This window comes from Pseudoxanthomonas sp. CF125 (assembly GCF_900104085.1).
GTDB lineage: Bacteria > Pseudomonadota > Gammaproteobacteria > Xanthomonadales > Xanthomonadaceae > Pseudoxanthomonas_A.
In genome coordinates this window covers 102874-127203 of the sequence record NZ_FNLD01000003.1, presented here as the reverse complement: position 1 = coordinate 127203, position 24330 = coordinate 102874, and the positions used below count along the sequence as shown (strand labels likewise).

The 24330-nt window shown below is 60.9% G+C and carries 21 protein-coding genes; 9 read left to right on the top strand and 12 right to left on the bottom strand.

All coding sequences use genetic code 11. From position 1 onward, the window contains the following. Positions 1 to 171 precede the first annotated feature (171 nt). Together BLR66_RS18990 and BLR66_RS14085 are read right to left on the bottom strand one after the other, a co-directional pair. Positions 172 to 495 (bottom strand): hypothetical protein, encoded by a 324-nt coding sequence (locus tag BLR66_RS18990; RefSeq protein ID WP_143014652.1) that lies wholly within the window; start codon positions 493 to 495, stop codon positions 172 to 174. 427 nt (positions 496 to 922) lie between these two features. Continuing rightward, the gene (locus BLR66_RS14085) at positions 923 to 1672 is read right to left on the bottom strand and encodes an SDR family oxidoreductase (RefSeq protein WP_093288295.1); all 750 of its coding nucleotides are present in this window, start codon (positions 1670 to 1672) and stop codon (positions 923 to 925) included. Positions 1673 to 1766: 94 nt separating this feature from the next. Here BLR66_RS14085 and BLR66_RS14080 point away from each other — a divergent pair, with 94 nt between their 5' ends. Continuing rightward, positions 1767 to 2744: an AraC family transcriptional regulator gene (locus BLR66_RS14080; RefSeq protein WP_093288292.1), complete on the top strand. Its 978-nt coding sequence runs from the start codon at positions 1767 to 1769 to the stop codon at positions 2742 to 2744. 72 nt (positions 2745 to 2816) lie between these two features. On the opposite strand, the gene BLR66_RS14075 is transcribed toward BLR66_RS14080, so the two are convergent. The 7 genes from BLR66_RS14075 to BLR66_RS14045 all read right to left on the bottom strand — a co-directional run bounded on the left by BLR66_RS14075 (position 2817) and on the right by BLR66_RS14045 (position 10774). Next, on the bottom strand, positions 2817 to 3176 hold the full coding sequence (locus tag BLR66_RS14075) for a hypothetical protein (RefSeq protein ID WP_093288290.1): 360 nt from the start codon (positions 3174 to 3176) through the stop codon (positions 2817 to 2819). Between the two features lie 37 nt (positions 3177 to 3213). After that, entirely contained in the window at positions 3214 to 4191 is a 978-nt protein-coding gene (locus BLR66_RS14070; protein WP_093288287.1) for an SDR family oxidoreductase, read from the bottom strand. A 149-nt stretch (positions 4192 to 4340) separates the two neighbouring features. Continuing rightward, positions 4341 to 5312 (bottom strand): AraC family transcriptional regulator, encoded by a 972-nt coding sequence (locus BLR66_RS14065; protein ID WP_093289866.1) that lies wholly within the window; start codon positions 5310 to 5312, stop codon positions 4341 to 4343. A gap of 259 nt (positions 5313 to 5571) precedes the next feature. Next, positions 5572 to 7005, bottom strand: a complete 1434-nt coding sequence (locus BLR66_RS14060) for an NTP/NDP exchange transporter (RefSeq protein WP_093288285.1) — start codon at positions 7003 to 7005, stop codon at positions 5572 to 5574. A 217-nt stretch (positions 7006 to 7222) separates the two neighbouring features. Further along, entirely contained in the window at positions 7223 to 8311 is a 1089-nt protein-coding gene (locus BLR66_RS14055; RefSeq protein ID WP_093289865.1) for an SDR family oxidoreductase, read from the bottom strand. A 111-nt stretch (positions 8312 to 8422) separates the two neighbouring features. After that, on the bottom strand, positions 8423 to 9790 hold the full coding sequence (locus BLR66_RS14050) for an NTP/NDP exchange transporter (protein ID WP_218119653.1): 1368 nt from the start codon (positions 9788 to 9790) through the stop codon (positions 8423 to 8425). A 102-nt stretch (positions 9791 to 9892) separates the two neighbouring features. Further along, entirely contained in the window at positions 9893 to 10774 is an 882-nt protein-coding gene (locus BLR66_RS14045) for an SDR family oxidoreductase (RefSeq protein ID WP_255402618.1), read from the bottom strand. Between BLR66_RS14045 and BLR66_RS19440 the strand changes: the two genes are divergently transcribed. The 8 genes from BLR66_RS19440 to BLR66_RS14010 all read left to right on the top strand — a co-directional run bounded on the left by BLR66_RS19440 (position 10773) and on the right by BLR66_RS14010 (position 21571). After that, on the top strand, positions 10773 to 11072 hold the full coding sequence (locus BLR66_RS19440; RefSeq protein ID WP_255402617.1) for a hypothetical protein: 300 nt from the start codon (positions 10773 to 10775) through the stop codon (positions 11070 to 11072). The two genes, BLR66_RS14045 and BLR66_RS19440, sit on opposite strands and share 2 nt — an antisense overlap. A 143-nt stretch (positions 11073 to 11215) precedes the next feature. Continuing rightward, on the top strand, positions 11216 to 11881 hold the full coding sequence (locus BLR66_RS14040) for a response regulator transcription factor (protein WP_093288280.1): 666 nt from the start codon (positions 11216 to 11218) through the stop codon (positions 11879 to 11881). Continuing rightward, a complete protein-coding gene (locus BLR66_RS14035; protein ID WP_093288277.1) occupies positions 11881 to 13287 on the top strand; it encodes a sensor histidine kinase in 1407 nt (468 codons plus the stop codon). The genes BLR66_RS14040 and BLR66_RS14035 overlap by 1 nt, the downstream gene beginning before the upstream one ends. Positions 13288 to 13776: 489 nt before the next feature. Beyond that, positions 13777 to 14388, top strand: coding sequence for an RNA polymerase sigma factor (locus tag BLR66_RS14030; protein ID WP_093288274.1), 612 nt, complete (start codon positions 13777 to 13779; stop codon positions 14386 to 14388). Beyond that, positions 14351 to 15352: a FecR family protein gene (locus tag BLR66_RS14025; protein WP_143014651.1), complete on the top strand. Its 1002-nt coding sequence runs from the start codon at positions 14351 to 14353 to the stop codon at positions 15350 to 15352. The genes BLR66_RS14030 and BLR66_RS14025 overlap by 38 nt, the downstream gene beginning before the upstream one ends. Positions 15353 to 15441: 89 nt before the next feature. Continuing rightward, on the top strand, positions 15442 to 18699 hold the full coding sequence (locus BLR66_RS14020; protein WP_093288268.1) for a TonB-dependent receptor domain-containing protein: 3258 nt from the start codon (positions 15442 to 15444) through the stop codon (positions 18697 to 18699). 125 nt (positions 18700 to 18824) lie between these two features. Beyond that, positions 18825 to 19931 carry a hypothetical protein gene (locus BLR66_RS14015; RefSeq protein ID WP_255402616.1) on the top strand — a complete coding sequence of 369 codons (1107 nt, stop codon included), beginning with the start codon at positions 18825 to 18827 and terminating at the stop codon, positions 19929 to 19931. Next, a complete protein-coding gene (locus tag BLR66_RS14010; protein WP_093288265.1) occupies positions 19928 to 21571 on the top strand; it encodes an alkaline phosphatase D family protein in 1644 nt (547 codons plus the stop codon). The genes BLR66_RS14015 and BLR66_RS14010 overlap by 4 nt, the downstream gene beginning before the upstream one ends. Before the next feature lie 114 nt (positions 21572 to 21685). On the opposite strand, the gene BLR66_RS14005 is transcribed toward BLR66_RS14010, so the two are convergent. The 3 genes from BLR66_RS14005 to BLR66_RS13995 all read right to left on the bottom strand — a co-directional run bounded on the left by BLR66_RS14005 (position 21686) and on the right by BLR66_RS13995 (position 24178). After that, positions 21686 to 22687, bottom strand: coding sequence for an NADP-dependent oxidoreductase (locus tag BLR66_RS14005; RefSeq protein WP_093288262.1), 1002 nt, complete (start codon positions 22685 to 22687; stop codon positions 21686 to 21688). After that, complete coding sequence (locus BLR66_RS14000) at positions 22684 to 23511, bottom strand: oxidoreductase (RefSeq protein WP_093288259.1); 828 nt, start codon at positions 23509 to 23511, stop codon at positions 22684 to 22686. The genes BLR66_RS14005 and BLR66_RS14000 overlap by 4 nt, the downstream gene beginning before the upstream one ends. An 88-nt stretch (positions 23512 to 23599) precedes the next feature. Then, the gene (locus tag BLR66_RS13995; protein ID WP_093288256.1) at positions 23600 to 24178 is read right to left on the bottom strand and encodes a TetR/AcrR family transcriptional regulator; all 579 of its coding nucleotides are present in this window, start codon (positions 24176 to 24178) and stop codon (positions 23600 to 23602) included. Between the last annotated feature and the right edge of the window lie 152 nt (positions 24179 to 24330).

Sequence of the window (24330 nt, the reverse complement as noted above, 5' to 3'; positions counted from 1 at the left end):
GGCAGTCAATGCACGACGGATATTCTCAAACGCCGTGCTACCCAGTGCGACCCGACCCAAAGCGGACATTCGGTTCCCGCCAGTCAGGCAGAACCGCATTCCCTAGGTCCGGCTATGCATCAGATTTTTAGCCGGATAGGGGGCTTGAGATGCAGTCATAGCGAGCTCAGGTCAGCTCGACCTTGCTGCGCATTGCTTGGACTGCTGTTCACTGAGCAACGTAGCTTTGCGACTTTCGGCTTCGGTTTCTCGGCTTGAGGCTCGGATGTAGCGCGCTCCAATCAACGGCGGGAGCACGGCTTTCCAGGCGTTGCCCTTAGCTGCTGCTGCGGATTGTTGGGTGGTTTGGGCCTGCTGCAACTGATCGGCAATCTGCGCGCAGTCAAGCGAGGAAAATTGCGAGACCGGCATACCGCTTCGGGGGATGCTGGTGCATCCTGTTGCCAAGATCACTAACAAGGACGCCAGCAGCGGCGAGCGCAATGGGCTAGACATGTCTTTCTTCCTCAACCTGTGGTGCTGGCGGTGTGCCATCGCTCAAGGCCAACTTAGTTAAAGACGTTTAAGAAAGTATTAGTAGTGCTAACGACCCTTCTAGATCGAGCTTCAGCGGCCTCCACCGAAGACTCACCGCTGCCTTCGGTGGAAAGACGATGCGTACGCAGCGGCAGTGGCACAGCTAGCCTTGGCGTTCCTTAGAAGCCAGGTTGGCTAGGGCATTGCAGAAAAAAGATTAATGCCCCTCCAAAAGCGATAAAAAATCGAAATAGCCAGAAATCGGCTGCACGCGCACGACGTTTGCTCGGTGGGGCCAGTGTGGGAGGAACCATAAGTTGTTGGCCGGTCCACTGGCGACCCCAGTGTCCGCTTCCGGCCAGAAGCGGTCGACCGGCCGGAGCATTGAGACCGGCCGGGTGCGAGATCAGCGGGCTTCCGCGGCCCACTGCTCTGCATCCGCGCCGGCGGGGATACGCATCGGGGCCGATGCATCGGTTGCCGCCAGCCACACAGCCTCGGCCACATCTCTCGAGCGCGTTCCCGGCCCCACGGATTCGAGCATGCGGGCAATGGTCTGTCTCATGAACTCGCCATAGACCTCATCATCAATGCCGCGCAGGTTGATCCGCGCAGTGTCACGGAAGCTCGTCTCGCTCGAGGAACCCGGAAGCACGATATGCACGCGCACGCCAAACACCTCGACTTCACCGGCTAGAGACTCGGTGAGCGCGTTCACCGCCGCTTTAGCCGCGCGATAGATCCCGACCAACGGCAGCGGCTTGAAAGTAACGCTCGAGGTCACATTCACAATGACGCCAGACTTGCGCTCGCGCATCTGGGGTAACACCGCTTGGGTGACCGCGATGGTGCCAAAGGTGTTGGTCTCGAATAGCTCACGCACCGTCTCCATGCGTGTTAGCTCGAAAGGCGCGGGCGCGCCGAAACCGGCATTGTTTACGAGTACATCAATGGGGCCTGCCGCCTTGATCGCTCTGCTGATGCTCTGCGCATCGGTGACGTCAAGCTGCAGCACCCGCAGCCGAGGGGACGGCGGAAGCACGTCCTCTCGGGGCGTACGCATCGAGGCAACCACTTGCCAGTCGCGCTCCAGAAAGTAGCGTGCGGTTTCCAGGCCGAAGCCAGAGGAGCAGCCGGTGATGAGGACGGTTTTCATGAGACTTCCTTAGTGGGGGATCGCTTCACGATACGTAGCCGAAACCGTACTTGCTACAATCCGAAGTCCATATCTCATTCGCGAGAGTCCGGACATGGTTGATCCGCTAGCTGAGGTCGTCATGTTGCTGCAGCCCGCCGCACGATTCTCCAAGTACGTGGTCGGCGCGGGTCCGTGGCAGGTACGCCGTTCGGACGCAGGGCAGCCGTTCTATTGCGTCGTCTTGGAGGGCGCTTGTCGGCTCGCACTCGATGGGTGCGAGCCGATCGTGCTGCAAACCGGCGACTTTGTGCTCATTCCCGCGACCTTCGGCGTCGCCATGTCCAGCCTTCAGTCACCGGCTGATGTGGAGAACTCGATTCCGACCGCCTTGGGCCAAGGGATGTTCAGGATCGGCGCGCAGGAAGGTCCTGCCGATCTGCGACTTTTGGCAGGGCACTGCAGCTTCGGCTCAGCGGACGCGACATTGCTGGTCTCGTTGTTGCCGCAACTGATTCATGTCCGCGGTGAGGAGCGGTTGGCGACCCTTGTACAGTTGGTGGGCGATGAATCGCGCGAAAACAGGTCCGCGCGTGATGTCGTGCTCTCGCGCCTATTGGAAGTGTTGCTCATCGAGGCCCTGCGATCCACGACCGGGACGGGAGCGGCGCCAGGATTGGTGAGGGGGCTTTCTGACGTGCGCCTCGCAGCTGCGATTCGGGCGATTCACGCGCAGCCGGCAAGGGCGTGGACAGTCGACGAGTTGGCAAAGGAAGCCGCACTCTCGCGGTCGGCGTTTTTCGAGCGTTTCCAACGCGCGATAGGCGCAACGCCGATGGAGTATCTGCTAGCTTGGCGCATGGCGCTCGCCAAAGACCTGCTTCGCCGTGGAAAAGCGAGCGTCGGCGAGATCGCCCAGCGCGTTGGTTACAGCTCGGCGAGCGCCTTCAGCGTCGCCTTCACGCGCCATGTCGGACTACCTCCAACCCTCTACGCTCGCGAACAGACTGCAGCGGCGCATGCGGATGGCCAGAGTCATGCTCTTCTATCAAAAACTGATGAGGAATTCGCCCCGCAATCACTTGCCATCTAGGGAACAGTCTCGCGGCAGCTCTTACGTCCGCTTAGATTCGATTATTGCCTTCACTTTAAAGACCGGCCGAGTTCAACGTGTAACGATGACCGCGAGAATCAGGATGCAATAGACACTGACATTGAGCTTGGGCTCCCAGTAGCCCATGAAGAGGAACGTAAGCGCCAACCATCCGATACCCGCCACCAACGACAACCCCAGCACGGGTGCCTGGCTGAGGATGTCGATATGGCGCCAGGCAAGGAACAGTCCCAAGAGACCGAAGACGACCTGACCCAATGAGAATGCAGAGTTCAGACCGTAGTAGAGCGTGGTCTCCAAGCCTGGTGTGCGTTTCCCGCGCAGGTGTTGGGATACGACGTCAACCACAAAATGAAGTGTCCCGCTCAGCGTGAGCCAGCCGTATGCCGCATAAACAAGATACTTGTGCATTACTGGCCTCGCATGAGTCGGAGATCGGTCCCGGTCCTCATATCGCGGCTAACCTTGGGCCTATTGCTTGCCCACGAGAATCGGCCGCTTTGATTGCCTCAGACCCGAAATCCACATCGGTGAGGACCTGAGAAATCTGCCACAAACGAGCAGATGCAATCTTGTCCAGCGCTTGTGGAGGGATTTTCGCGGATGCGGGAAAGCCGCGCGTCTCGCTTAACTTATCGGGGCCGTAGTAAGCCCCACCCTTTGCCTCGGGTGAGGTAGCGGAGAATAGGGTCGGCAATGCACCCTGGGCCGCAGGCTGAAAGAGAAAGGGAAGCAGGGACCTAGCTATTCCGAAGGCGCTCCAGCGACCCGGTCCATTGTGCAAAAGATCGGTGCGGGAAACGCCTGGATGGGCGGCAATACTGGAGATGCCCCAGCCAGCAGCGTCGCTTCTCCGTTGCAGCTCGATGGCAAACATCAAGCAAGCCAGCTTGGACTGGCTATAGACCGGCATGGCCTTATAGCCATGTTCTGAATTCAGGTCGTCAAAGTCGATCGCCCCGTCGCGCGCGGCGACACTGGATAGGGAGATCACGCGTGGATCGTCACCCTTGCGAAGTAACGGCAGCAAATGACAAGTGAGTGCGAAATGGCCGAGGTAGTTGGTGCCCAACTGCAGCTCAAAGCCATCGGACGTCAATTGCCGCTGCGGAGGCACCATCACGCCCGCGTTGTTGATGAGAAGGTCGAGCTTGCTCTGCTGCTTACCCACGCGCTCAGCGAAGGCGGAAACCGATGCAAGACTGGCAAGATCAAGTTGCTCGAAGGAAATCTTCGCCGGCGATACTTCACTGCGGATGCGTCGGACAGCATCGGCGCCTTTTCGTGGATCGCGCCCGGCAATAATGACCTCGCAGCCAGCACGCGTCAGGGCGAGCGCATCCTCGTATCCAAGGCCGCCTGTGCCGGTGACCACGGCTGTGCGACCGTACTGGGGAGGGATGTCTTCCGTGGTCCAGCGGGTCATGGCAGTTGCCTTTCGAGAAGCCGAAATCGGCGCTGTCATGACGATCACCCATCGCGCGGCCAAGCTCCATGCCGGATACCGGAGAAAATCTGCCTAATCCTCCAATGCGCCAGATTGACATGCGTCCCAGCCTGGCGGCCCACACACCTTCAAGCGACGCTGACTTGCCTGGATCCGAAAGCGAGGAGGGCTTTGAAGTTGGTCACGTCTCGCTTTGGCGCCGCGCCAAAGGATCGCGCGTACTCCCGGCTGAACTGGGATGCACTTTCATAGCCGACTTTGTAAGCGGCTTCCGAAACATTCGCCGCGTCAAAAACCATCAAGCGCCGTGCCTCAAGCAAGCGCAGCTGTTTCTGGTACTGCACCGGTGTCATTGCTGTGATGGCCCTAAAGTGCTGGTGAAAGGAAGAGGGGCTCATCCTCGCGGCTTCGGCAAGCTGCTTCACGCTTAAATTCTGGTTGAAGTTCTCGTGAAGAAGACGAATGGCCTGAGCAACGCGCTCGGTATGCGTTTCTGGCAAGGCAAGCTTGGCGATCTCGCTGCCAAAAGGGCCAGTCAGAAGCCAGTAGCAGATTTCTCGCATAACGGACGGATAGAGAATCGGAGCCGCTTCGGGCGTTTGCGCCATCTTAGCCAGGCGCACGATGCAATCTGCCAGTGGCGTGTCAACCTGGCCCACGAACACGCACGGACTAGACGCGGGATTCGGTGTGGGCGGGGCCGCCAACTGCTGCATGACTTCCCGCAGCATGGCTATATCGAACTCGATCGTAATGCCCAAAAACGGAGTGCCGGGTGTTGCTCCAATCATGCGTCCGGTTGCCGGCAATTCAATGCTCACTATGAGGCATTCCATCTCGCGATAGTCCAGGACCCTATCGCCAAAGAAGATCTGCTTTGCGCCTTGGACCACCACGCAAAGCGAAGGCCGGTAGATGTGACGCACGGGCATAATTTCTTGGAGTGCGCGCAGGATGTGAACGCCTTCCATGGGCGTGAGGAAGTGCCCTTCGCCGCCGCCCTGAGACTCGACAAAATCCGTTACGGCCGCGAGCAGCGCGGCGGGGGTGCCGTGCCTAGGTTCGTCGCCAGACTTGGACTTGGATAGGGAGTTTTTCATCGACTCCATCCTGCCCAAGGCTGTAGGAGAAGGCAAGATTCTTGTTGTACCCGGAATATTTATCATCTGACTATCCTTGATGGCTTGAGGGGTATGAAATCAGCCGAGTAGATCCGGCAAATATGCAGATGTTCAATAGACGAGATAATAGGATCTATCGACCAGTTAGTGCCCTTCTGTATGAAGCATCTTGGCTTATAGGCAGGACGGCTTCGCATGAGTGAGGATCCGACGTCCTTGATGCAATGTCTGGCTTGAGCTAGCTGGCTTTTCGTAAAGGTAGCCCGCCGTTCTCAGTTAAAGTCGCATCTTTGTCCGCTGTAAGTGGATTGCTCTTGTCATTCGCAACTTTTGATACTTTGGGTGAAGAGTGGTTTGACCATTGCGACGCGCGACGCGCTTGAGCCTGCCCCAGCCATACCGCCAAAGCCGTCCAGACCAGCGCCAACGGCAAAACCACGCTGACCAAACTGCCCATCGCCAAGCCAATCCGACCCAACGCACCTTCGGTCTGCGCGCCTACGACATCGCCCGTGCGATATACGAAAGTGTCGATGAAAGCCTTGGCCTTGTATTTGTCCTCGCGATTAACCACGGTGAATAGCGCTTCGCGCGCGGGCTGGGTAATGCCCCGCTGCACTGCGCGGGTAGCGGCCTCTAGCAGCACCAGGACGCCGATCGAGCCATAGAGGCCTAGTCCAATAAAGCCAATCGCTGTGGTTACGGGCAAGATCATCAGTGTGATGCTCAAGCCGAACCGCTTGATGATTGGTCCTGCCAGGGTGAGTTGCAATACCAGCACCGCGACATGGGTCCACATGTCGATATTGCCCATGATCGCCGCACGCGCGTCGGTGTCGTCAGCCATGGTCGCCACCATCTGCAAGCGCGTGAAGTAAACGAAGGTCACCATCACGGCCATCAGCATCACATACCCGGCCACGCCACTGAGATAGGGAGAGCGGAACACCGAGCGAATACCGCTCCAAGCGCTGCCGCCAATACGCGTATCGGAGTCCTCTGAGAACGACCATGCGGCAACGGTGTCGATTGTGCGATCGGGCGTGGCCCATAGCAGCCAACATGCACTCAATAAAGCCAACAGCAGGAAGCCGGCGGCGACCAACAACAGGCTAGGCGTCCCCAGCGGCTGGGCGAGCTGGGAGGTAAGCAAGGGCCCGAAGATGGCGCCTAGCGTGCCGCCGATGGAGATCAGGGCGAAGAAGCGCCTGCCCTGCTCGCTGGTGAAGCGGTCGGTCAGCAGCGCCCAGAACACCATGGTGGCGAACAGGTTGAATACGTTGAACCAAACATAGAACACCAGGCTGCTGGTTTGACTGAGGGTGCCAGGCGCAAACTCAATTAGTACCCAGAATCCCATCAAACTCAGCACGAAGAAGCCGTAAGTCGCGGCAATCACCTGCAACCGCTTGAGACGACTGACCAGCCAACCGAACACCGGATTTGCTGCGAGCGTTACTACAGCGGTTATGCCAATCAACCAACGCACGCTCTCTATTCCACGCTCCATGCCCAAGGCGTCCCGTGCAGGTCTGAGCACCATCAGGGCCGTCAGCACACAGAAGAAGAAAAGCGCCGCGATGAGAACCGGTCCAACTTCGTCGCGGCGAAGGTCGAACATGGTCTCCCAGATGCCTCGGCGGCTCGAGGTGGATAGTTCGATGCGACTCATGGGTAATTCCTGGGCACACCCGCGCTAGCACAGAGGCGTTCAGTCGGCTGGAAGGCGTGCGCACATCAATGGCCCCAAGTCACGAGGGCTAGAAACGAGCGGCCGGGGAGCCGCACAGGAGCCAAACGGCGACTCGTGTGGCTTCTGTGCGGGTTTCGTAACGCCTAGAGGCTAGGGCCGCATCGACGACCCGATAAACGTTAGAGGCGTGTCGCGATCAACGGGTAGAGGCCGGGAAACGCGTGTTGGTGGTCTCTTCAGTGAGTGTCCAGAGACGGGCCGCCGCTGCAGTATCACGGGCGGCAGCAGGCACCGTCGCCAGCCCAAGCGGCCCGGCAATCTCACGAGGGCCCTTCGGACCGTAGTAGGCACCGCCCTGCACGTCCTGAGCGGTGGCAGCGTAGAGCGTAGGAATTGCTCCCTGGGCCGCGGTCTGGAAGTGTTCGCGGTTGCTGGACCACTGACGTCCCTGTTCACTGTCCAAGCCGGGACCTCGCGCAACAAGTTCAGTTACCGCCACGCCGGGGTGGGCGGCCACACTACGGATTCCCCAGCCTGCCGCATCGCTGCGCCGTTGCAGCTCAAACGCAAACATCAAGCAAGACAGCTTGGACTGAGCATAGGCGGCCATCGGCACGTATTTTTGGGTGAACTGCAGGTCATCGAAATGAAGGCTGCCCTGGTGAACGGCAATGCTCGAAAGTGTTACAACGCGCGGGGACTCACTCTTACGCAACAAAGGCAAAAGTTCGGCAGTTAGAACAAAGTGCCCTGCATAGTTGGTGGCGAACTGCATCTCCAAGCCATCCGGAGAAGTGCCGCGTTCGGGTGGCGCCATGATGGCTGCGTTGTTGATCAGACCATCCACCCGCGGCAACGTCGTGCGCAGACGTTGGCCTAGTTCCCGCACGGAAGACAAGTCGGACAAGTCTACGGATTCAAACTGCACTTTGGCCTTGGGCACTTCTTGCTTTATGCGATCAATCGCTTCTTGACCACGCTCGGGGTTGCGTGCGGCGATGACAACTTGGGCGCCCACGGCAGCCAACGCCTTGGCGTCTTCATAGCCCATGCCGCTGGTGCCGCCGGTGATCACGAAAACGCGGTCTTTCTGAGAGGGCATGTCGGACAAACTCCAATCTGGCTTGGGTTGGCTCTGCGCCAAGGCACTGCCCACGTAAAATGCGCAACTCGCGAGCAGGCCAACGGCAGCTAAGCGCTTGCCCCATCCGGGATGAGCGGGTCGCACCTTGTGGGATTCGTGGATGCGCGGGGAAGGGATATTTGGAGCCGTGGGGTTAGTCATCATCTTTACCTTTGTGGGGGAAGGGACTGGGATTGCAACAACACTTGGATGGATGGCATTCGGTCGGTTTTGCAGACGTGCCTGTTGGGTGTAGAAAGACGGAGGCCTTGGCTACGGACGATTGCCGGGTTCGTAGCCCGCTTTGTTGCCTGCGCGGTGGGTGATGCCGGCTGGCAATGCTGTGACATGCTTACCCTGTGTGCGTCCCAGCCAAAGGCCCAAGGTTGCCCAGACCAAGGCCAGCGGCAGCACCACACTGGCCAGCCCGCCCATTGCCAGCCCCAGCCGTCCGAGCAGGCCTTCGGTTTGCGCACCGGCAACATCGCCAACGCGGTAAATGAAGGTATCCACGAAGGCTTTTGCCTTGTATTTATCCTCGCGGCTCACCACCGTGAATAGCGCCTCTCGCGCGGGCCGGGTGATGCCGCGCTGCACGGCTCGGTTGGTTGCCTCCAACAGGACCAGCACCACGAATGAGCCGTAGATCGCCAACCCTATGAAGCCGATCGCGGTAGCAAGCGGCAGAATGGCCAGCGCAATGCCCAGGCCAAAGCGCTTGATTATTTTTCCGGTCAGCGTGAGCTGTAGCACCAACACGGCCACTTGCGTCCACATATCGATGCTACCCAATAGCGCTGCGCGCGTGTCCATGCTGTCGGAAACGGCGGCGACCATTTGCAGGCGAGTGAAGTAGATGAAGGTCGCAAGCACGGTCATCAGCAGGATGTAGCCCGCAATCCCGGTCAAATAGCGCGAGCGGAGCACTGCACGCAGGCCTGCCCATGCACTACCGCCTATGCGTTCGGCCTCACTGGCAAATCGGGCGGCGGGGATGGGCGCATCGGTATTGGCACGATCCGGTGCCACGCGCACGAGCAGCCAAGCGGCAGCCAGGGCCAGCAGTAGAAATCCTCCTGCGACCAAAAGCAGGCTGGGCGTGCCCAGCGGCTCGGCCAGCTGAGAGGTGAGCCACGGGCCGAAGATTGCGCCGAGGGTGCCACCGACGGAAATCAGGGCAAAAAATCGCTTGCCTTGATCGCTGGTGAAGCGGTCGGCCAGCAAAGCCCAAAAGACCATGGTGACGAAGAGGTTGAACACGCTGAACCAGACGAAGAAAACTTGTCCGCTGCGTTGCCCCACGGCGCCGGGGGCAAACATCAACAAGGCCCAAAAACCCACCAAGCTCAGCACAAAGAAACCATAGGTCGCGCCGATGAACTGCAGCCGCCGAAGGCGGCTAACCAGCCAGCCAAACAGTGGGTTGACTGCCAGCGTTACTACCGCGGTCCCGATGAACAACCACCGGATACTTTCGATGCCGCGCTCCATGCCCAACGCGTCGCGAACGGGTCGCAGCAACATCAGTGCGGTCAGCACGCAGAAAAAGAACAGCGCGGAGATCGCTACAGGCCCGAGTTCCTCGCGGCGAAGATTGAACAATGTTTGTAGCGGACCAGTTTTGCGGGGGATAGGTGTCACGTTGCGCCTCGTGAATACAAATTCTGGCTCAGTGCAACCCGCTACCCAGTGGGAGAGCAGAGTTGTGGAGGGTAAATCACGGTTGGAACAGTGAACTCGTGTCTAGAACTCGGTAGCAGATAACTTCTCGCTGATCTCCCATAAACGGGTGGACGCCTGGGATTCCGTTGCGGCGGCAGGCACGTCCGCCAAGCCGAGTGGACCGCGCACTTCCATGAAGCCCGTCGGGCCGTAGTAGCTCCCTCCCAAGGCATCGGGCGCAGTGGCTGCATAGAGAGTTGGCAATGCACCGCGCGCAGCTGGCTGAAACAGGAACGACAAGTTGCGACGGGCGAAGCCGGAAAAACCGTCGCGATTGGCCAGCAATTCAGTCCGCGATACTCCTGGATGGGATGCGATGCTCTTGATGCCCCAGCCACCAGCGTCGCTGCGGGCTTGCAGTTCGCGCGCGAACATGAGGCAAGCCAGCTTGGATTGGCTGTAAGCGTCGGCCGGACTATACGCCTGCTCAAATTGCAGGTCTTCGAAGTGCAGGGCGCCACGCGCTGCGGCAATGCTGGACAAGGTGACGACCCGTGGCTCATCTGCCTTTCGCAAAAGTGGCAGCAGGTCTGCGGTCAGGGCAAAGTGGCCTAGGTAATTGACGGCGAACTGCATTTCTAACCCGTTTTTAGATACGCCTCGCTCGGGTGGTTCCATGATGCCGGCGTTGTTGATCAGGCCGTCGAGATGGGGCAGTGATGCAGTCAGGCGAGTGCTCAGTGCATGGACCGAAGAGAGATCGGACAAGTCCAAAGTTTCAAACTGGACATTGGCATTGGGCGTCGCTTGTCGGATGCTTGCGATCGCCTCCTGGCCACGCTCGGGATGGCGCGCGGCGATGATTACCACCGCCCCTGCGCCCGCCAGTGCTTTGGCGGTTTCGTATCCGATACCGCTGGTTCCACCGGTTACGAGGAAAATCCGCCCGTTCTGAGGAGGCATGTCCGCCAAGCTCCAATCAGGTTTAGGCTGGCCTTGCGCGACCGATTTTCCCGAGGCGCATGCCGTGAGCAAGAGCAAGCCAAAGACCGCGATGCTGGCTCGCCAACGCGAATGCTTTGGGCGCATGTTTGAGCCCGTGGCCGAAGTTCCCATTGCAATCAAGGCTGGAGCGCGCCGAGAGAGTGTCGCAGAAGCTATTGAACTGACCATGGTTTTCCTCACTGGGTGGAAGGCCCACGCGCTGAGCAATGAGCGGCGGTGCGGCACTTTCTATCGGAAGGGATTAATTTGCGTTTAAGACACTCGGCACCGATGTCTGATCAGGGCGCACGCAGGCCACGATTACGACGCCAGATGAACCGCTTGGCTTTTCAAGAGCCGGTTTAATCCGTTATTAATGGCACTGGTTGACAATCACCGGCCAACTCACTAGCGCACACAATGGACGCGATCCTCCTCGTTGAAGACGACCTCATGCTCGGCCGGGCGCTCAAAGCAGCGCTTGGCCAAGAGGGCTGGCGCGTGGTCCATTGCGAAGACGTTGGATCTGCACGAGCGGCCTTGGTTGATCATGCCTTTGTCGCAGTGTTGCTCGATCTCGGACTACCACATGGCTCGGGTTTGGACGTGCTGGCTACGATGCGCGGCCGCTATGACCCGACACCCGTGCTGATCATCACAGCGCGCGACCAACTGAGCGACCGCGTCCGCGGCTTGGATGCGGGGGCGGATGATTACATCGTCAAGCCCTTCCAGCGCGATGAGATGCTGGCTCGGTTGCGCGCAGTTCTGCGGCGCAGCCGTGGCGGAGTTACGGGTTTGCTTCATTGGCGTGACGTCGAGATCGATCCTGCGGCGAAAACGGTGACCCGCGGCGGCAGACGCGTGAGTCTGAGTGTGAGCGAGTTCCGCATCTTGCTAGCGCTGTTCGAATCACGCACTCGGGTGCTCACCCGAGACCAGTTGCAGGATCGCCTCTACGGCGACGATGCGGAGATCGGCAGTAACACGATTGCCGTGTATGTACATCAATTGAGGCGCAAGCTTGGAGAAGGAGTGGTAATAACCGAGGTTGGCTATGGCTACCGCGCTGGGGACGAGGAGTGATGCGCGCTCTGCGGACCCGACTTCTGTTTGCGCTGGCCGCTGTGGTGTTCGTTGCATGGAGCAGCTGGTTCGCGATCCAGTATCTAGACATGACGGCACGGCAAGGCAGCGACACCGACGCCATGTTGCGCAATATCGCTGAACAGATCTTGCAATCGTTACCGGAAGACATGGTGACTGCGGGAAGGCAGCAAAGGCAGTTCACGCTTGGAGGGGAGGCGCCCCCGCCGGGCGGAAAGTTCGATGCGCTTGGCTTCCAGGTTTGGGAGCGCGGCACCCAGCGGCGATTGATGTCGTCGCGAGCCGCGCCGACGCACGCGATGGTGCCGAGATTCATAGATGGTTTTGGGGAAACGACTATTTCTGGCGTCCCGTGGCGTGTATATGCGGTCAGCGATGCACGTGGACGAATACAGGTGCAAACTGGCACGCCACGATCAACGGTGCACGCCAAGGTAATGCGTTGGCTGGGTGCGAGCCTTGGCACGGCGCTGATGCTTTTGTTGGGCATCGGCATCGCGATCTGGTTAGTGATCCACTGGTCCTTGCGACCAGTGCTACAGGTCAGCGAGGCGCTTGCCACGCGTGGACCGCTAGACTTGGCGTCCTTGCCGGAGCGGGAGTTGCCTGACGAGTTCATGCCGTTGGTGCGGTCGTTCAACCACTTGATGGCGCGTTTGACAAAATCTTTGCAGCACGAACGTGAGTTCGTTAGCGAGGCTGCGCATGAACTGCGTACTCCCTTGGCTGCGTTGCTGGCCCAGGCCCAAGTGCTGCAACATGCAGGAGGTCGCGAAGAAGCACGTGTAGCGCTTGAGCATCTTATTACCGGAATCGAACGCGCCTCGCGCTTGGCGCAACAGCTGCTTGACGCCGCGCGAGTAGAGGCCGGCGGTAGCGCCGCACGCGCGGCAAACGTCGACTTGGCGATGGTCGTCGGTATGGTCGCCGACGAGTTCGAATTGGTCGCGCTGCGCTCTGATCAGTCAATCGAGGTTGAGGCCGGGCACGCCCCAGTGTATGGCGACATCGACGATCTTGGGATATTGGTCCGCAATCTACTCGACAACGCGCTGCGCCACGGCGGCCCCGGCACGCGTGTGTGGCTAAAAACCGGGGTGGAGGGCGAGGGACGCGCGCGAATGGCGACTCTGGTCGTTGCCGACGATGGTCCAGGCATTCCCGACGGGGAGCACCAGCAGGTGTTCGAGCGTTTCTACCGCGCCGGAGATGGCCACCGCGCGCTGGGCAGCGGCATGGGCCTGTCCTTGGTCGAACGTGTAGTCAATTCACATGGGGGACGGCTGCGCTGTGGTGTCGGACTCGATGGCGGTGGTTTTGGGATCGAGATTTGGCTGCCCGCGCCGCGTGCAATTCCCGAGCCGGCCGCTCCTGGTAAAGCGTAGGAAGGCAACACCGGCCCATCCATGAGTCAGGCCGGCCAACTTATGCTTTCCATGAGCGGCCAACTTGTGATTCCCCCCACAGCAGGGAGCGTATCTGGAGGCCGGAGGCTTGCAGCGGTGGTCGGCCGAGAGCTCGACCTTTTTGCAGAAGCTTTGATCCTAGCTCGGGTCATGCCGACTTGGATGACCAATGACTCATGCGGGAATATCCTTGGTTGTGTCGCAGGATAACGGCTCGCCCAGGCCCGGCTGAGTTGAAGCGGCTCGTAAGTGGTCTCGAGCATTCGGCCAAGCTGCTTCTTCGATGTCCGTTCTCGGTCGAAGCAGACATCGACGCCTGAGCTAGGCTGCGCCAGATCCGTCCCGCCGTGTGATCCGCGAGCAGCTGAAACATGGATGTCATGCGTGCCGAATAGCATCTTCTGGCCTTTGCCAAGTGGCGGATGCTGGGGAATCTGGGTGTCTGATCGAACTGAAGTAGAGAGCGGCATGGAGGACGCTCTGGAGGATGTCGAGCGAACGCGCTGGTTCATGCATCACGTCCTGCCGCATGAGGGGGCACTCAGAGGCTGGTTGTCGCGCCGATGGGCGCCGGCTGCATTCGACATCGACGATATCGTGCAGGAAAGCTATGCGCTGCTGGCCGAGCGCGAACGCGTGGACGACATCCTGAATCCGCGCGCCTATCTTTTCCAGGTGGCCCATTCGCTGGTGGTCCGCAATATCCGGCGGGCACGGATCGTGTCGATCCTTGCGGTCGAAGATCTGGGGATGGTGGATTTCGCCGACGACGCGGCTACCCCGGAACAAAGCGCCATTGCGCATGACGACCTGCGCCAACTGGCCAAAGTGATCGCAAGCATGCCGGGGCAGACACGCGAGGCCTTCGTCCTGCGTCGCGTCCGTGGTTTGTCGCAGCGGGAAATCGCCGCCCGGATGGGCCTTTCGGAGAATACGATCGAAAAACACATCGTCCGGGGGATCCGCTGGTTGGGAGATTGGTTCGCCAGTGGCGGAAACCCACCCGCCAAAACCTCTAGTCAGTTGGAGCGGGAAAAAAGGCGTGCCAGTGGAAGAACGCGAAACCAGCCAGGACATTGACCGGATCGCCGCGGAATGGGTGGCGAGGATGGATCGTGCGCCCCTGTCCGCCAGCGAAGCCCGGGAGTTGAAGCAATGGCTGGCGGGCGACCGGCGACGCCGTGGGGCGTTCACGCGCGCCAGGGCCGTATGGATGCGCAGCGAGTCCGCGCGCGCGCTGGGCCCGCAATACGATCCTGAGGACTTTCGACCTGCGGTAGTCGTTACCTCGCCTGGCCCCCACGCCGGGCGCCGCCGGCGGCGCCTGGTGGAATGGGGCGGCGCCATGGCCGCTTCGCTGGTGCTGGTCGTGATGCTGATGGCCACGTTGCAGATGCCCACGGCCTACGCCACTGCCAAAGGGGAGATGCGCACGGTGCCGCTGGGAGACGGGGCCACGGTGACGCTCAACACCGATACCCGCATCAAGGTGTACGGCGAGGAAGGGCGGCGGCGGATACGCGTCCTGCGAGGCGAAGTGCTGATCGAAGGCGCCGGAGCGGCGGTGCCGACATTGGTGGAAATCGATGGAAGTCGCTTGGAGGCCACGGCGGCCACCTTCGTCGTGCGCAAGCTTGAAGGCCGGCCCGCGCAGGTGCTGGTGCAGGAAGGCAGTGTCGTTCTGGCAGGAGCGACGCAGTCGTCCAAAACTCCGCTGACGCCGAATACCGGTTTGTCGTTACCGCAAGGAAAAGGGGACGAGTGGAATCCGACGCCGCTTTCCTCCGGGCAAATGGGCCGCGAGTTGGCATGGCGGGAAGGAAAGATCGCCCTCCAGGGCGAAACACTGGCCGAAGCAGCGGCCGTCTATGCGCGCTACAGCGATACGCCCATCGTCATCGCCGACCCGGATCTGGCGCGGATGCAGGTGACCGGATTGTTCGCGGTCAACAATCCGCTTGGTTTCAGTCGTGCCGTCGCGGAAGTGTTCGACGCGCAAGTGCGGCAGGAAGACGGCCGCATCATCGTTGCCCGCGCACATTAATTTTTTTTGACAGATAGCGGAAACCGCATTCATCGGGACTCTCTGTTTTCAATGCCGACTGCACGCGGCCCCTGTTGAGAACTTAGACCATGAATCGTCGCAACAAAATCCTGCTGTCCGCTGCCGTCGCCGCTGCGCTGGCTTTCAATTCCCAGGCGATGGCGCAACAGCGCAAGTTCGAAGTTTCCGCGCAGCCCGCGGTCACCGCCATTCCCGAGTTGGCCCGCCAGGCGCAGGTGCAGATCATCGCGCCGGCAGGAACGCTGGAAGGCATCAACACGCCGGCGATCGTCGGCGAAATGGATGCGCGCGAAGCCTTGCGCCGGTTGCTGCAAGGAACAGGCCTGGAAATAAAGTCCGATAAAGGCAACGTCATTCTGCTGCAGAAAGCCGGCGGCGGATCCGGTCGTACGCGGTCGGAGCAGCAGATAGGCAGTGGCAGTGTGCGTGGCCGCGTCCTCAACACCGCAACCGGGGAATACGTGCGCAATGCCGAGATCCGCGTCGAGGGCACCACGATCGTCGCCTATTCCGAGGATGGCGGCAGTTTCCGCCTCGCCGGCGTGCCGGCCGGAAAAGTTACCGTCGTAGCCAAGTACACCGGTCTGCAGGAGTCGAAGACGGTCGTCGACGTGGTCGCAGGCCAGGTGGAAACGCTGGATTTCGAACTGAGGGTGCCTTCCTACACCGCCCCGGGCGGCGGCGACGCGGTCGAGATGGACATGATCCAGGTCACCGCCAAGCGCGAAGGCCAGGCCAGCGCCATCATGGAACGCCGCGCCGCGATGAACGCGAAGAACGTGGTCGCCGCCGACAACTACGGTGCCCTCACCATGGGCGATGTGGGCGAGTTCATGAAGTCCATGCCCGGCATTTCCCTGGACTACACCGAAGTGGACGCCACCGCCGTGCGCATCGGCGGCCTGGACCCGAAGTATTCCACCTTCACCGTGGACGGCGCCCGCATGGCCACCGCCACTTCCAACAACAACAGCGGCCGCCAGAATTCCTTCGAGCAGATGTCCATCACCGGCATCGAGTCGATCGAACTCAACAACACGCTCAGCGCCCGCATGGACGCCGACTCCCCCGGCGGACAGATCAACCTGCGCAGCAAGTACGCCTTCAATCGCACCGGCCGCCAGCTCGTTTTCCAGCTCGGCGGCGTCGGCACCTCCGACTCCACGCTCTCCCGCAAGTATTTCCCCGACGACAGGAAGCATTCGACCATCTACCCCTCCGGCCAGTTCGGCTTCGGCGACGTTTTCCTGGACGGTCGTTTGGGCGTGGAGTTCAACACCAGCTACAACGCCAACTACGTTCAGCAGGACCGTATCCAGACCGACTGGTCCTATCTCCCCGATGGCCGGGTCATGCCGTATCGCCTGATGTGGCGCCCCGGCCCGAAGATGACGAGCCGCACGGCCGCCAACCTGAGCACGGACTACCAGATCACGGACGAACTCGTCTTCTCTTTGCGCAGCACCTACTCGTTCTACGACGTCGAGTATTTCAACCAGTACACCTTTCTCTACTTCGGCACTCCTACAGCAACCTACGCCACGCCGGATTCCACGCCTACGCACATCGTGGTGAACCCCAACGGTACCAACACCCGCCTGAGAACCGAATACTCGCACCGCTACGCAGGAACCCCTACCTATACCGTTGCCCCGAAGCTCGAATTCAAGAACGACACCCTGGAGGCCACGCTCCGCGGCAGCTATTCCAGATCCGAGTTCAACTTCCGCGACACCAGCGAGGGCTTCTTCCAGCGCACCGACAGCTGGCTGACCGGCATCGGCTTCACCCTCGACCGCCCCTCGGAGGACTCGAACGAGTGGATGCTCACGCAGACCGCCGGTCGTCCCTGGGGCGACCCGGCCAACTTCAATCGCGACGCGGATATCGGCAACAACGTCCGCACCGCCGAGTCCGACGCCATCAACGACCAGTACGGCGGTTATCTGGACCTGAAGAAGCTGCTCACCATCCAGGAGCTGCCGGTCACGCTGATGGGCGGCCTGGGTAGCCGCAAGAACGACTGGAGGACCAACGAGGGTTCCTTCCAGCAATTCCAGTACGTCGGACCCAACCGCGACATGACCCAGAGGGATCCTGCGGCCGTCATTCCCTGGACGCATAACTACCAGTTCGAAATCAACGGTTTCGACGCCGGCAACATGAACGACCAGAACTGGCGCGCGGACAGCAACTATGCGACCTACGACATCTACAAGGAACACCCCGAGTATTTCATCCCCGACACCGTGGGCAACCTGAAGCGCAAGCTCGACAACGACAAGCGCATCCAGGAACAGATCGACGCCGCCTACCTCGAGGCCCAGACGCGCATCGGCGATGCCCGCTTCGACCTGGGTTTGCGCTACGAGAAGACCAAGACGGCCGCCAGGATCGCCGACGTCCGCCCGGTGAGCGAAGTGACCGAAGCCGGTCTTTCGGTCAACACCGTCGAGGGCCTGCTGTACCAGTACAACAACGGCGCCTATTCCACCCGCCGTGGCGAATACGAAGACTGGTTCCTCAGCGGCGGGGTCAAGTACGACTTCACCGAGAAGCTGGTCGGCCAACTCGCCTTCAGCGAATCCATCCTGCGCCCCGATTACGGGAATCTGGGTGGCGTCGTCTCGGTGAACGACGACACGATGATCGTCACGGTACCGAATCCGGAGCTGAAACCCGAACACTCCACCAAGTATTTCGCCAGTCTGCAGTATTACCTGGAGCCCTCCGGCATCCTCGGCCTGTCCTACTACAAGCTCGACATGACGGACATGCAGGTCACCGGCGTCACCGTCGATCCCGAAGATGTCGGCTTCGACCCCGACGAATACGCCGGCTACACCTTCCGCAGCACGCAGAACCTGCCTGGAACCAGCACCAACGAAGGCCTGACCTTCGAGTACAGCCAGCAGCTGACCTTCCTGCCTGGCGCGCTCAAGGGCCTCAGTCTTTACGGCTCGATCACCTCGATCGATGCCGACGGCGAGCGCCAGAACATGCCCGAGCGGGCGGCCAACTGGGGGCTTCGCTACAACTACGGCCGCTTCGACCTGCAGATCAACGGCAACCGGCAGGGCGAGTATCGCGTCAGCGCCTTGAGCAACACGCCCACCACCGCCAACAACGGCGTTCTCTACCACACCGCGCGCGAGCTGTGGAACATCAGCGCCAGCTACAAACTCTCGAAGAACGTCGAACTGCAACTCGCGGGGCGCAACATCTTCAACGAACCCGACATCATCTACTCCAACATCCCCAGCCGCGTTCAGCAGTACACCATCTACGGCTCGATGTGGAATTTCGGCATCAAGGCGAGATTCTGAAGCCTGTTCCCGGAACCGATGACACCATGACCATTCCGCATCGCTACCTGCCATGCGGCGCGCGTTCCGCACGCCGCGCCCTATCCGTGATCTGCGTCGCTGCAACTCTGTTCTCCACCATCTTCGTGGCGGCGGCCGCCAAGTCCGCCGCCACAGCGCCATCGGTCCGCCTGCCGCTCGAACAGAACGGCGGCACTTGGCCTTCCGGTCATGTGCAAGGTATCGCCGTGGATACAGAGGGCGGCTATATCTATTACTCGTTCACCAATCTGCTGGCGAAATACGATTTCAGCGGCAGGCTCGTCGGTACGCTTGTCGGTTGGACCGGTCACCTGGGCGACCTCGATTTCAATCCGGCCGATGGGAAGGTTTACGGCTCGCTCGAATACAAAGAGGACGAGGCCTTCTACATTGCCGTGATCGACGCGAAGCGGATCGACCGTGTCGGCATCGAAGCGAGCGGGACGGAGATTCTACGCACCGTCTATCTTCCGGAAGTGGTCAAGGACTACACCGCTGACATGGACGGCGATCAAAAACTCGATAAGAACGCAGCCGGTACGCGGGACCACCGCTACGGATGCTCCGGAATAGACGGCATCGGTTTTGGTCCTGCCTTCGGCCGTGCCGATGGTCCGCGCTACCTCACCGTTGCCTATGGCATCTACGGCGACACCGCGCGCGCCGACAACGACCATCAAGTGCTTCTTCAGTACGACATCGGTGACTGGGCCAAGTACGTCAGGTCGCTGACCGAGGGGGAACCGCACCGCAGCGGCCCGACTGCGCCGCGAGGGAAGTACTTCGTCCATACCGGCAACACCAGCTACGGCGTGCAGAACCTTTCCTACGACGAAACGCTGCAGCGGTGGTTCATGGGCGTCTACCGGGGCAAGAAAAAATCCTTCCCCAACTACCAATTGTTTGCGGTCGAGGCGCGCACGCAACCGGTGATGGGCGACTTGGTCGGCGTGCCGAGCGCCGGCGGCGATGGCTGGGAGCAAGGCCAACGGCTAGAACTGGCCGATGACGGCTTGAAGGATCCTGCCACCGGCGTACGCGGTTGGAATCAGAAGTCCGATGTGGGTTTCCAGCCTATGGGTCGGGGATTGTTCTATCTCTCGGCTAGCTCGGGCAACAAGGGCGCGCAAACCTCCGATCTCACCTTGATGCGATGGACGGGAGATGCGCAACAGCCACTGGTTCCGGTGAAAGAAGAGGGAATGCCATGACGGTGAACATCGAACGTCGGCGTCTTGTCGTCGGCGGAGCGCTTGGCCTGGGGGCGTTGATGCTCCCTGTCGGCCGCAGTCTTTCCGCCGAAGTGCTGGGAGCCAGGGGTTTCACCCACAACGTCGCCAGTGGCGAGCCGGCTTCCGACTCCATGCTGCTGTGGACACGCTACGCACCGGCTGCGAGCGTCGACGAAGTCCGACTGGACGCGGAAGTCGCACTCGACCGCGATTTCACGCGTGTGGTTTCAAGTGGAAGCGTGCGCACCGGCGCGTACCGCGACTGGACGGCCAAGCTGACGATGGAGGGTCTGCAACCTGGCACGAGCTACTGGTATCGGTTCATTGCGCCAGACGGCGGCAAATCTCCGGTCGGGCGCACCAAGACGCTGCCGGTCGGCGACGTCGACCGCTTCGGGCTGGGCTTGTTCTCCTGCTCCAACCTGCCGATGGGCTGGTTCAATGCCTACGCCCACGCGGCGGCGCGCGACGATCTGGATCTGTGGTTGCACGTGGGCGATTACATCTACGAGTACGGAATCGCTTCGTACAAGGACAAGGATCGTGTCGCAGGCCGGGAAGTCATGCCCGCGCACGACCACGAGATGATCAGCTTGATCGACTATCGCCTGCGCTTCGCCTGCTACCGTGCCGATCCGGATCTGCAGAAGCTCCATCAGATGGCCCCGATGGTCGCGCTGTGGGACGACCACGAAATCACCAACGACAGTTGGGAAGGCGGCGCGCAGAATCACCAGCCGCAGTCCGAAGGGGATTGGAATACGCGCCGCGCGGCCGCGATGCAGGCGTACCGCGAGTGGATGCCTGTATCGGAAGAGCCGTGGAAGGCCTACTCCATCGGTACACTCGCCACGCTGTACCGCACCGAATCGCGCCTTCTGGCGCGCACGCGACCGGCGTCGGCGGAGCTGGCCCAGGCGCACCAGGCCAGCGATCCGGAAGCGGCGCTGCGCAATTTCCGCGATGGCGCCTGGCGCGATCCCACGGCGACCATGCTCGGCTCGGAACAGGAATCCTGGCTGGCGCACGAGCTGAAGCGCAACGCGCCCGCTTCCACCTGGCAGATGGTCGGCATGGGAACGATCATCGGACGCACCTTGATGCCGGAAGCGATGCCGGACTGGGTTCGCCCTGAAGCGGGCGAGCGGGCCGTGGACAAGTTCAAGAAAGACGTGCGCGCTTCCAAACTCGGCCTGCCGATGTGGATGGATCGCTGGGACGGCTATCCCGCGGCCCGTTCGCGCCTGCTGCGGGCGGCCCAGCACGCGGATGCGGATCTGGTGATGCTGTCGGGCGACAGCCACAATGCCTGGGCGTATTCGCTGGCGGAAGATGGACAACCCGCCGGTGTCGAATTCGCCGGCCATAGCGTTACTTCCAATGGCATGGAAGAACAGTTGGCGGCGAACCCAAAGGACGTCGCCGGCGCCTTTGTCGCCACGAATCCCGAGCTGGTTTGGGCCGACACCAGCCAGCGCGGCTACATGATGATCGACATCACTCCGCAGCGTGTCGCAGGCGAGTGGCTGTTCATGCGAACGACGAAGTCGCGCAGCACGGCCCTAGCGGGCGCCCACCGCATGTCGGTCGAGCGGGGGCGACGGAAGTTCTCGGTCTGATCGGTTGCAAGCGGTCGTGAGCTTGCCGCCAAGCGTGGCTTCCGAATCGACAGTCTGGCCGTAGCGGGTGTCCGCTTCCGACCCAAAGCAAACACCCCTTGCCAAGCGATATCTTTATCCCATCGTGACAACGACCTTGCCTTTCGCTCGACCCTTGTCGACGTAGGCCATTGCCTCGTTGGTCGACGCGAATGGAAACGTCTTGTCGATCACCGGCCGGATCGCTCCGGCGTCGATGAGTGGGCCAAGCTCGCGCAGCTGATCGCCGCTGGCCCTCATGAAGAGGAACGAATAGCTCACGCCATGACGTTTGGCTTTCTTCCTGATGCCGTAGCTGAGCAGGCGCATGGCCAGCCTCATGAACCAGGAAGCGCCGATCTCCTTTGCGAACCCGGGATCGGGCGGGCCGGAAATCGAAATGAGCCTGCCTCCGGGTTTCAGCACCCGCAGCGACTTTTCGAGCACGTCTGCGCCGAGGCTGTTGAGGACGACGTCATAGCCCTGAAGTACCTGCTCGAAATCCTCCTTGCCGTAGTCGATGACCACATCGGCGCCGAGTCGTTTCACCAAGTCCACGTTGGCCGCGCTCGTGGTGGTGGCGACGAACGCCCCGAGATGCTTCGCCAACTGGATGGCAACGGTTCCCACGCCGCCCGAGCCGGCGTGGATGAGGACTTTCTGTCCCTTTTGCAGATTCGCCCGTTCGACCAATACCTGCCACGCGGTCAACGTAACCAGCGGCAAGGACGCAGCCTCCTCCATGCTCAGCGCTTCGGGCTTGTGCGCTACGGCCTTTTCATCCATCGCGATCATTTCGGCGAATGCGCCGATCCGCTCCGTGGGCGGCTTGGCGTAGACCTCGTCACCGGGCTTGAACCGCCGCACGTTGGGCCCGACGCGAATCACCACGCCTGCGACGTCGTTTCCCAGGACCAGAGGTAGGCGATAGGGCAGGAGGAGCTTGAATTCGCCGTTTCTGATCTTCGAATCCAGGACGTTTATCGCCGCGGCGCGGACCTTGACCAGCACGTCATCCGCACGCAGTTCTGGTTCCGGCATTTCACCCATCCGCAAGCCGACCGTTTTTCCATAGCGATCCAGAATGAAGGCTTTCATGATGCGCTCCTCGCGTCGAGCCGCAGGTCTTTCCGGATTCCGGAGTCCAGGACAGCAGCAGGCGCAAACCTGCGAAGCAGGCTCAAACGTGCGGCGAGCTTGCCGGCCGTGTACCGAAGCTTCGGACGTGCCGTCGTCGCCGCTTTGAGCACAACGTCCGCCACGACATCGGGCGGGTCGGCGATGTCCATCACGGCCTTGAGCGTCGAGGCAAGAGAAGCGCGGATCTGGCGGTACTCCTCTAGCTTCGCGTCCGGTTCCATGAAGTTCGCGTCGAACTGGGTCTTCGTATAGGCCGGCTCGACGACCGAAACCCGGATGCCTCGGGTGCGCAGCTCATGGTCCAGCGATTCCGAATAACCTTCCATGGCGTGCTTGGTGGCGGCATAGAGCGCTCCGAAAGGCAACGGCAGGAAGCCCAGCACCGAGCCTATGTTGATGATGCGTCCGTTGCCACGCTGTCGCATGTGCGGAACGACGGCGCGTGTCATCCGCACCATACCCATGAAGTTGGTATCGAAGATGGCTTGGGCCTGCTTGATGGAGCTTTCTTCCGCGCCAGCGGGAGCAACGCCGAATCCGGCGTTGTTCACCAGCAGGTCGATACGGCCTTCCAGCTCGATCACTTTGCTGACGATGGCTTCGACCGATTCATCGTTGGTGACGTCAAGGGGCAGCATCGTAAACGGCAGCTGCCGTTCTTGCGCTCCGCGTCTGCTGGAGCCGTAGACGGTGTATCCGGCGGCTGCGAGGCGCTCTGCGGTGGCCTTGCCGATGCCCGATGAGGCGCCGGTGACAAGCGCGATGGGTCTGTTGGGTTTCATGGGAATGCCTTATTGGTAGGACGGCTGTGACATAGTAATATGACGAACATCATATTCATGGGCGGAAAGAAGTCATGGGCGTGCCGCCTCAGTCAGCTTGAGTGAAATGGTTCAGGGCTGCTTCGCGCAATGCGTCGGAGAGTCGGGCGTCGTCGACGGCGCGAGCCAACACGAGTGCGCCGACCATGGTGGACACCGCCACCAGGGCCTGCTCATGTGCTTCTGACTGTCCCCAATCGTTCGAATGGCGGGCGACAAGATCGATCATCTCCTTGATGCGACGCGTAGCGGCACGCCGAACTTCAGGCGCCTGGCGCGGCATCTCGGAACCGAGGGCGGCGGTTGCGCACCCGGTTTCGATGCTTTTTACATGGTCTTCGGACAGATAGGCCTGCATCATCGCCTGCAGCGCCTGTTGCGGCGGCACAGTGGCGGCGACGCGCTCCATCAGCACTACGGCCTCGCTGCCGGCGCGATCCGCGGCTTCGGCGAGCATCGCATCCCGCGAGGGGAAATGGGCGTAGAAGCCGCCGTGGGTCAGGCCGGCGGCTTTCATGATGTCCGCGACGCCAGTGCCGTTGTAGCCGCTGCGCCGAATCGCGCGCGCCGCGGCGTCGACGATGCGCTCATGGGTGGCAGCCTTGGAAGGGGTGGCGGTCTTCTTCATATGATGATCATCATATATGTTGCTGGCACCGGCCGCAAGAGGGTCACGGCGTGCTACCGGGGCTGATCGCCAAGCCGCGAATGGCCGTTCTGGCGGGGAACTGACATCCGCAAAGCCAATTCGGCGCCTTCGACACGCTTGCGTGGAAGCCA

Bases quoted from the DNA above. Each gene is read 5' to 3' on its own strand.
- BLR66_RS14030 (WP_093288274.1), top strand. From the start codon at position 13,777: ATGGAGGACGCTCTGGAGGATGTCGAGCGAACGCGCTGGTTCATGCAT.
- BLR66_RS14055 (WP_093289865.1), bottom strand. From the start codon at position 8,311: ATGACTAACCCCACGGCTCCAAATATCCCTTCCCCGCGCATCCACGAA.
- BLR66_RS14000 (WP_093288259.1), bottom strand. From the start codon at position 23,511: ATGAAACCCAACAGACCCATCGCGCTTGTCACCGGCGCCTCATCGGGC.
- BLR66_RS18990 (WP_143014652.1), bottom strand. From the start codon at position 495: ATGTCTAGCCCATTGCGCTCGCCGCTGCTGGCGTCCTTGTTAGTGATC.
- BLR66_RS14080 (WP_093288292.1), top strand. From the start codon at position 1,767: ATGGTTGATCCGCTAGCTGAGGTCGTCATGTTGCTGCAGCCCGCCGCA.
- BLR66_RS14010 (WP_093288265.1), top strand. From the start codon at position 19,928: ATGACGGTGAACATCGAACGTCGGCGTCTTGTCGTCGGCGGAGCGCTT.
- BLR66_RS19440 (WP_255402617.1), top strand. From the start codon at position 10,773: ATGTCCGCCAAGCTCCAATCAGGTTTAGGCTGGCCTTGCGCGACCGAT.
- BLR66_RS14060 (WP_093288285.1), bottom strand. From the start codon at position 7,005: ATGAGTCGCATCGAACTATCCACCTCGAGCCGCCGAGGCATCTGGGAG.
- BLR66_RS14040 (WP_093288280.1), top strand. From the start codon at position 11,216: ATGGACGCGATCCTCCTCGTTGAAGACGACCTCATGCTCGGCCGGGCG.
- BLR66_RS14045 (WP_255402618.1), bottom strand. From the start codon at position 10,774: ATGCCTCCTCAGAACGGGCGGATTTTCCTCGTAACCGGTGGAACCAGC.
- BLR66_RS14070 (WP_093288287.1), bottom strand. From the start codon at position 4,191: ATGACCCGCTGGACCACGGAAGACATCCCTCCCCAGTACGGTCGCACA.
- BLR66_RS13995 (WP_093288256.1), bottom strand. From the start codon at position 24,178: ATGAAGAAGACCGCCACCCCTTCCAAGGCTGCCACCCATGAGCGCATC.
- BLR66_RS14005 (WP_093288262.1), bottom strand. From the start codon at position 22,687: ATGAAAGCCTTCATTCTGGATCGCTATGGAAAAACGGTCGGCTTGCGG.
- BLR66_RS14085 (WP_093288295.1), bottom strand. From the start codon at position 1,672: ATGAAAACCGTCCTCATCACCGGCTGCTCCTCTGGCTTCGGCCTGGAA.
- BLR66_RS14065 (WP_093289866.1), bottom strand. From the start codon at position 5,312: ATGAAAAACTCCCTATCCAAGTCCAAGTCTGGCGACGAACCTAGGCAC.
- BLR66_RS14020 (WP_093288268.1), top strand. From the start codon at position 15,442: ATGAATCGTCGCAACAAAATCCTGCTGTCCGCTGCCGTCGCCGCTGCG.
- BLR66_RS14075 (WP_093288290.1), bottom strand. From the start codon at position 3,176: ATGCACAAGTATCTTGTTTATGCGGCATACGGCTGGCTCACGCTGAGC.
- BLR66_RS14035 (WP_093288277.1), top strand. From the start codon at position 11,881: ATGCGCGCTCTGCGGACCCGACTTCTGTTTGCGCTGGCCGCTGTGGTG.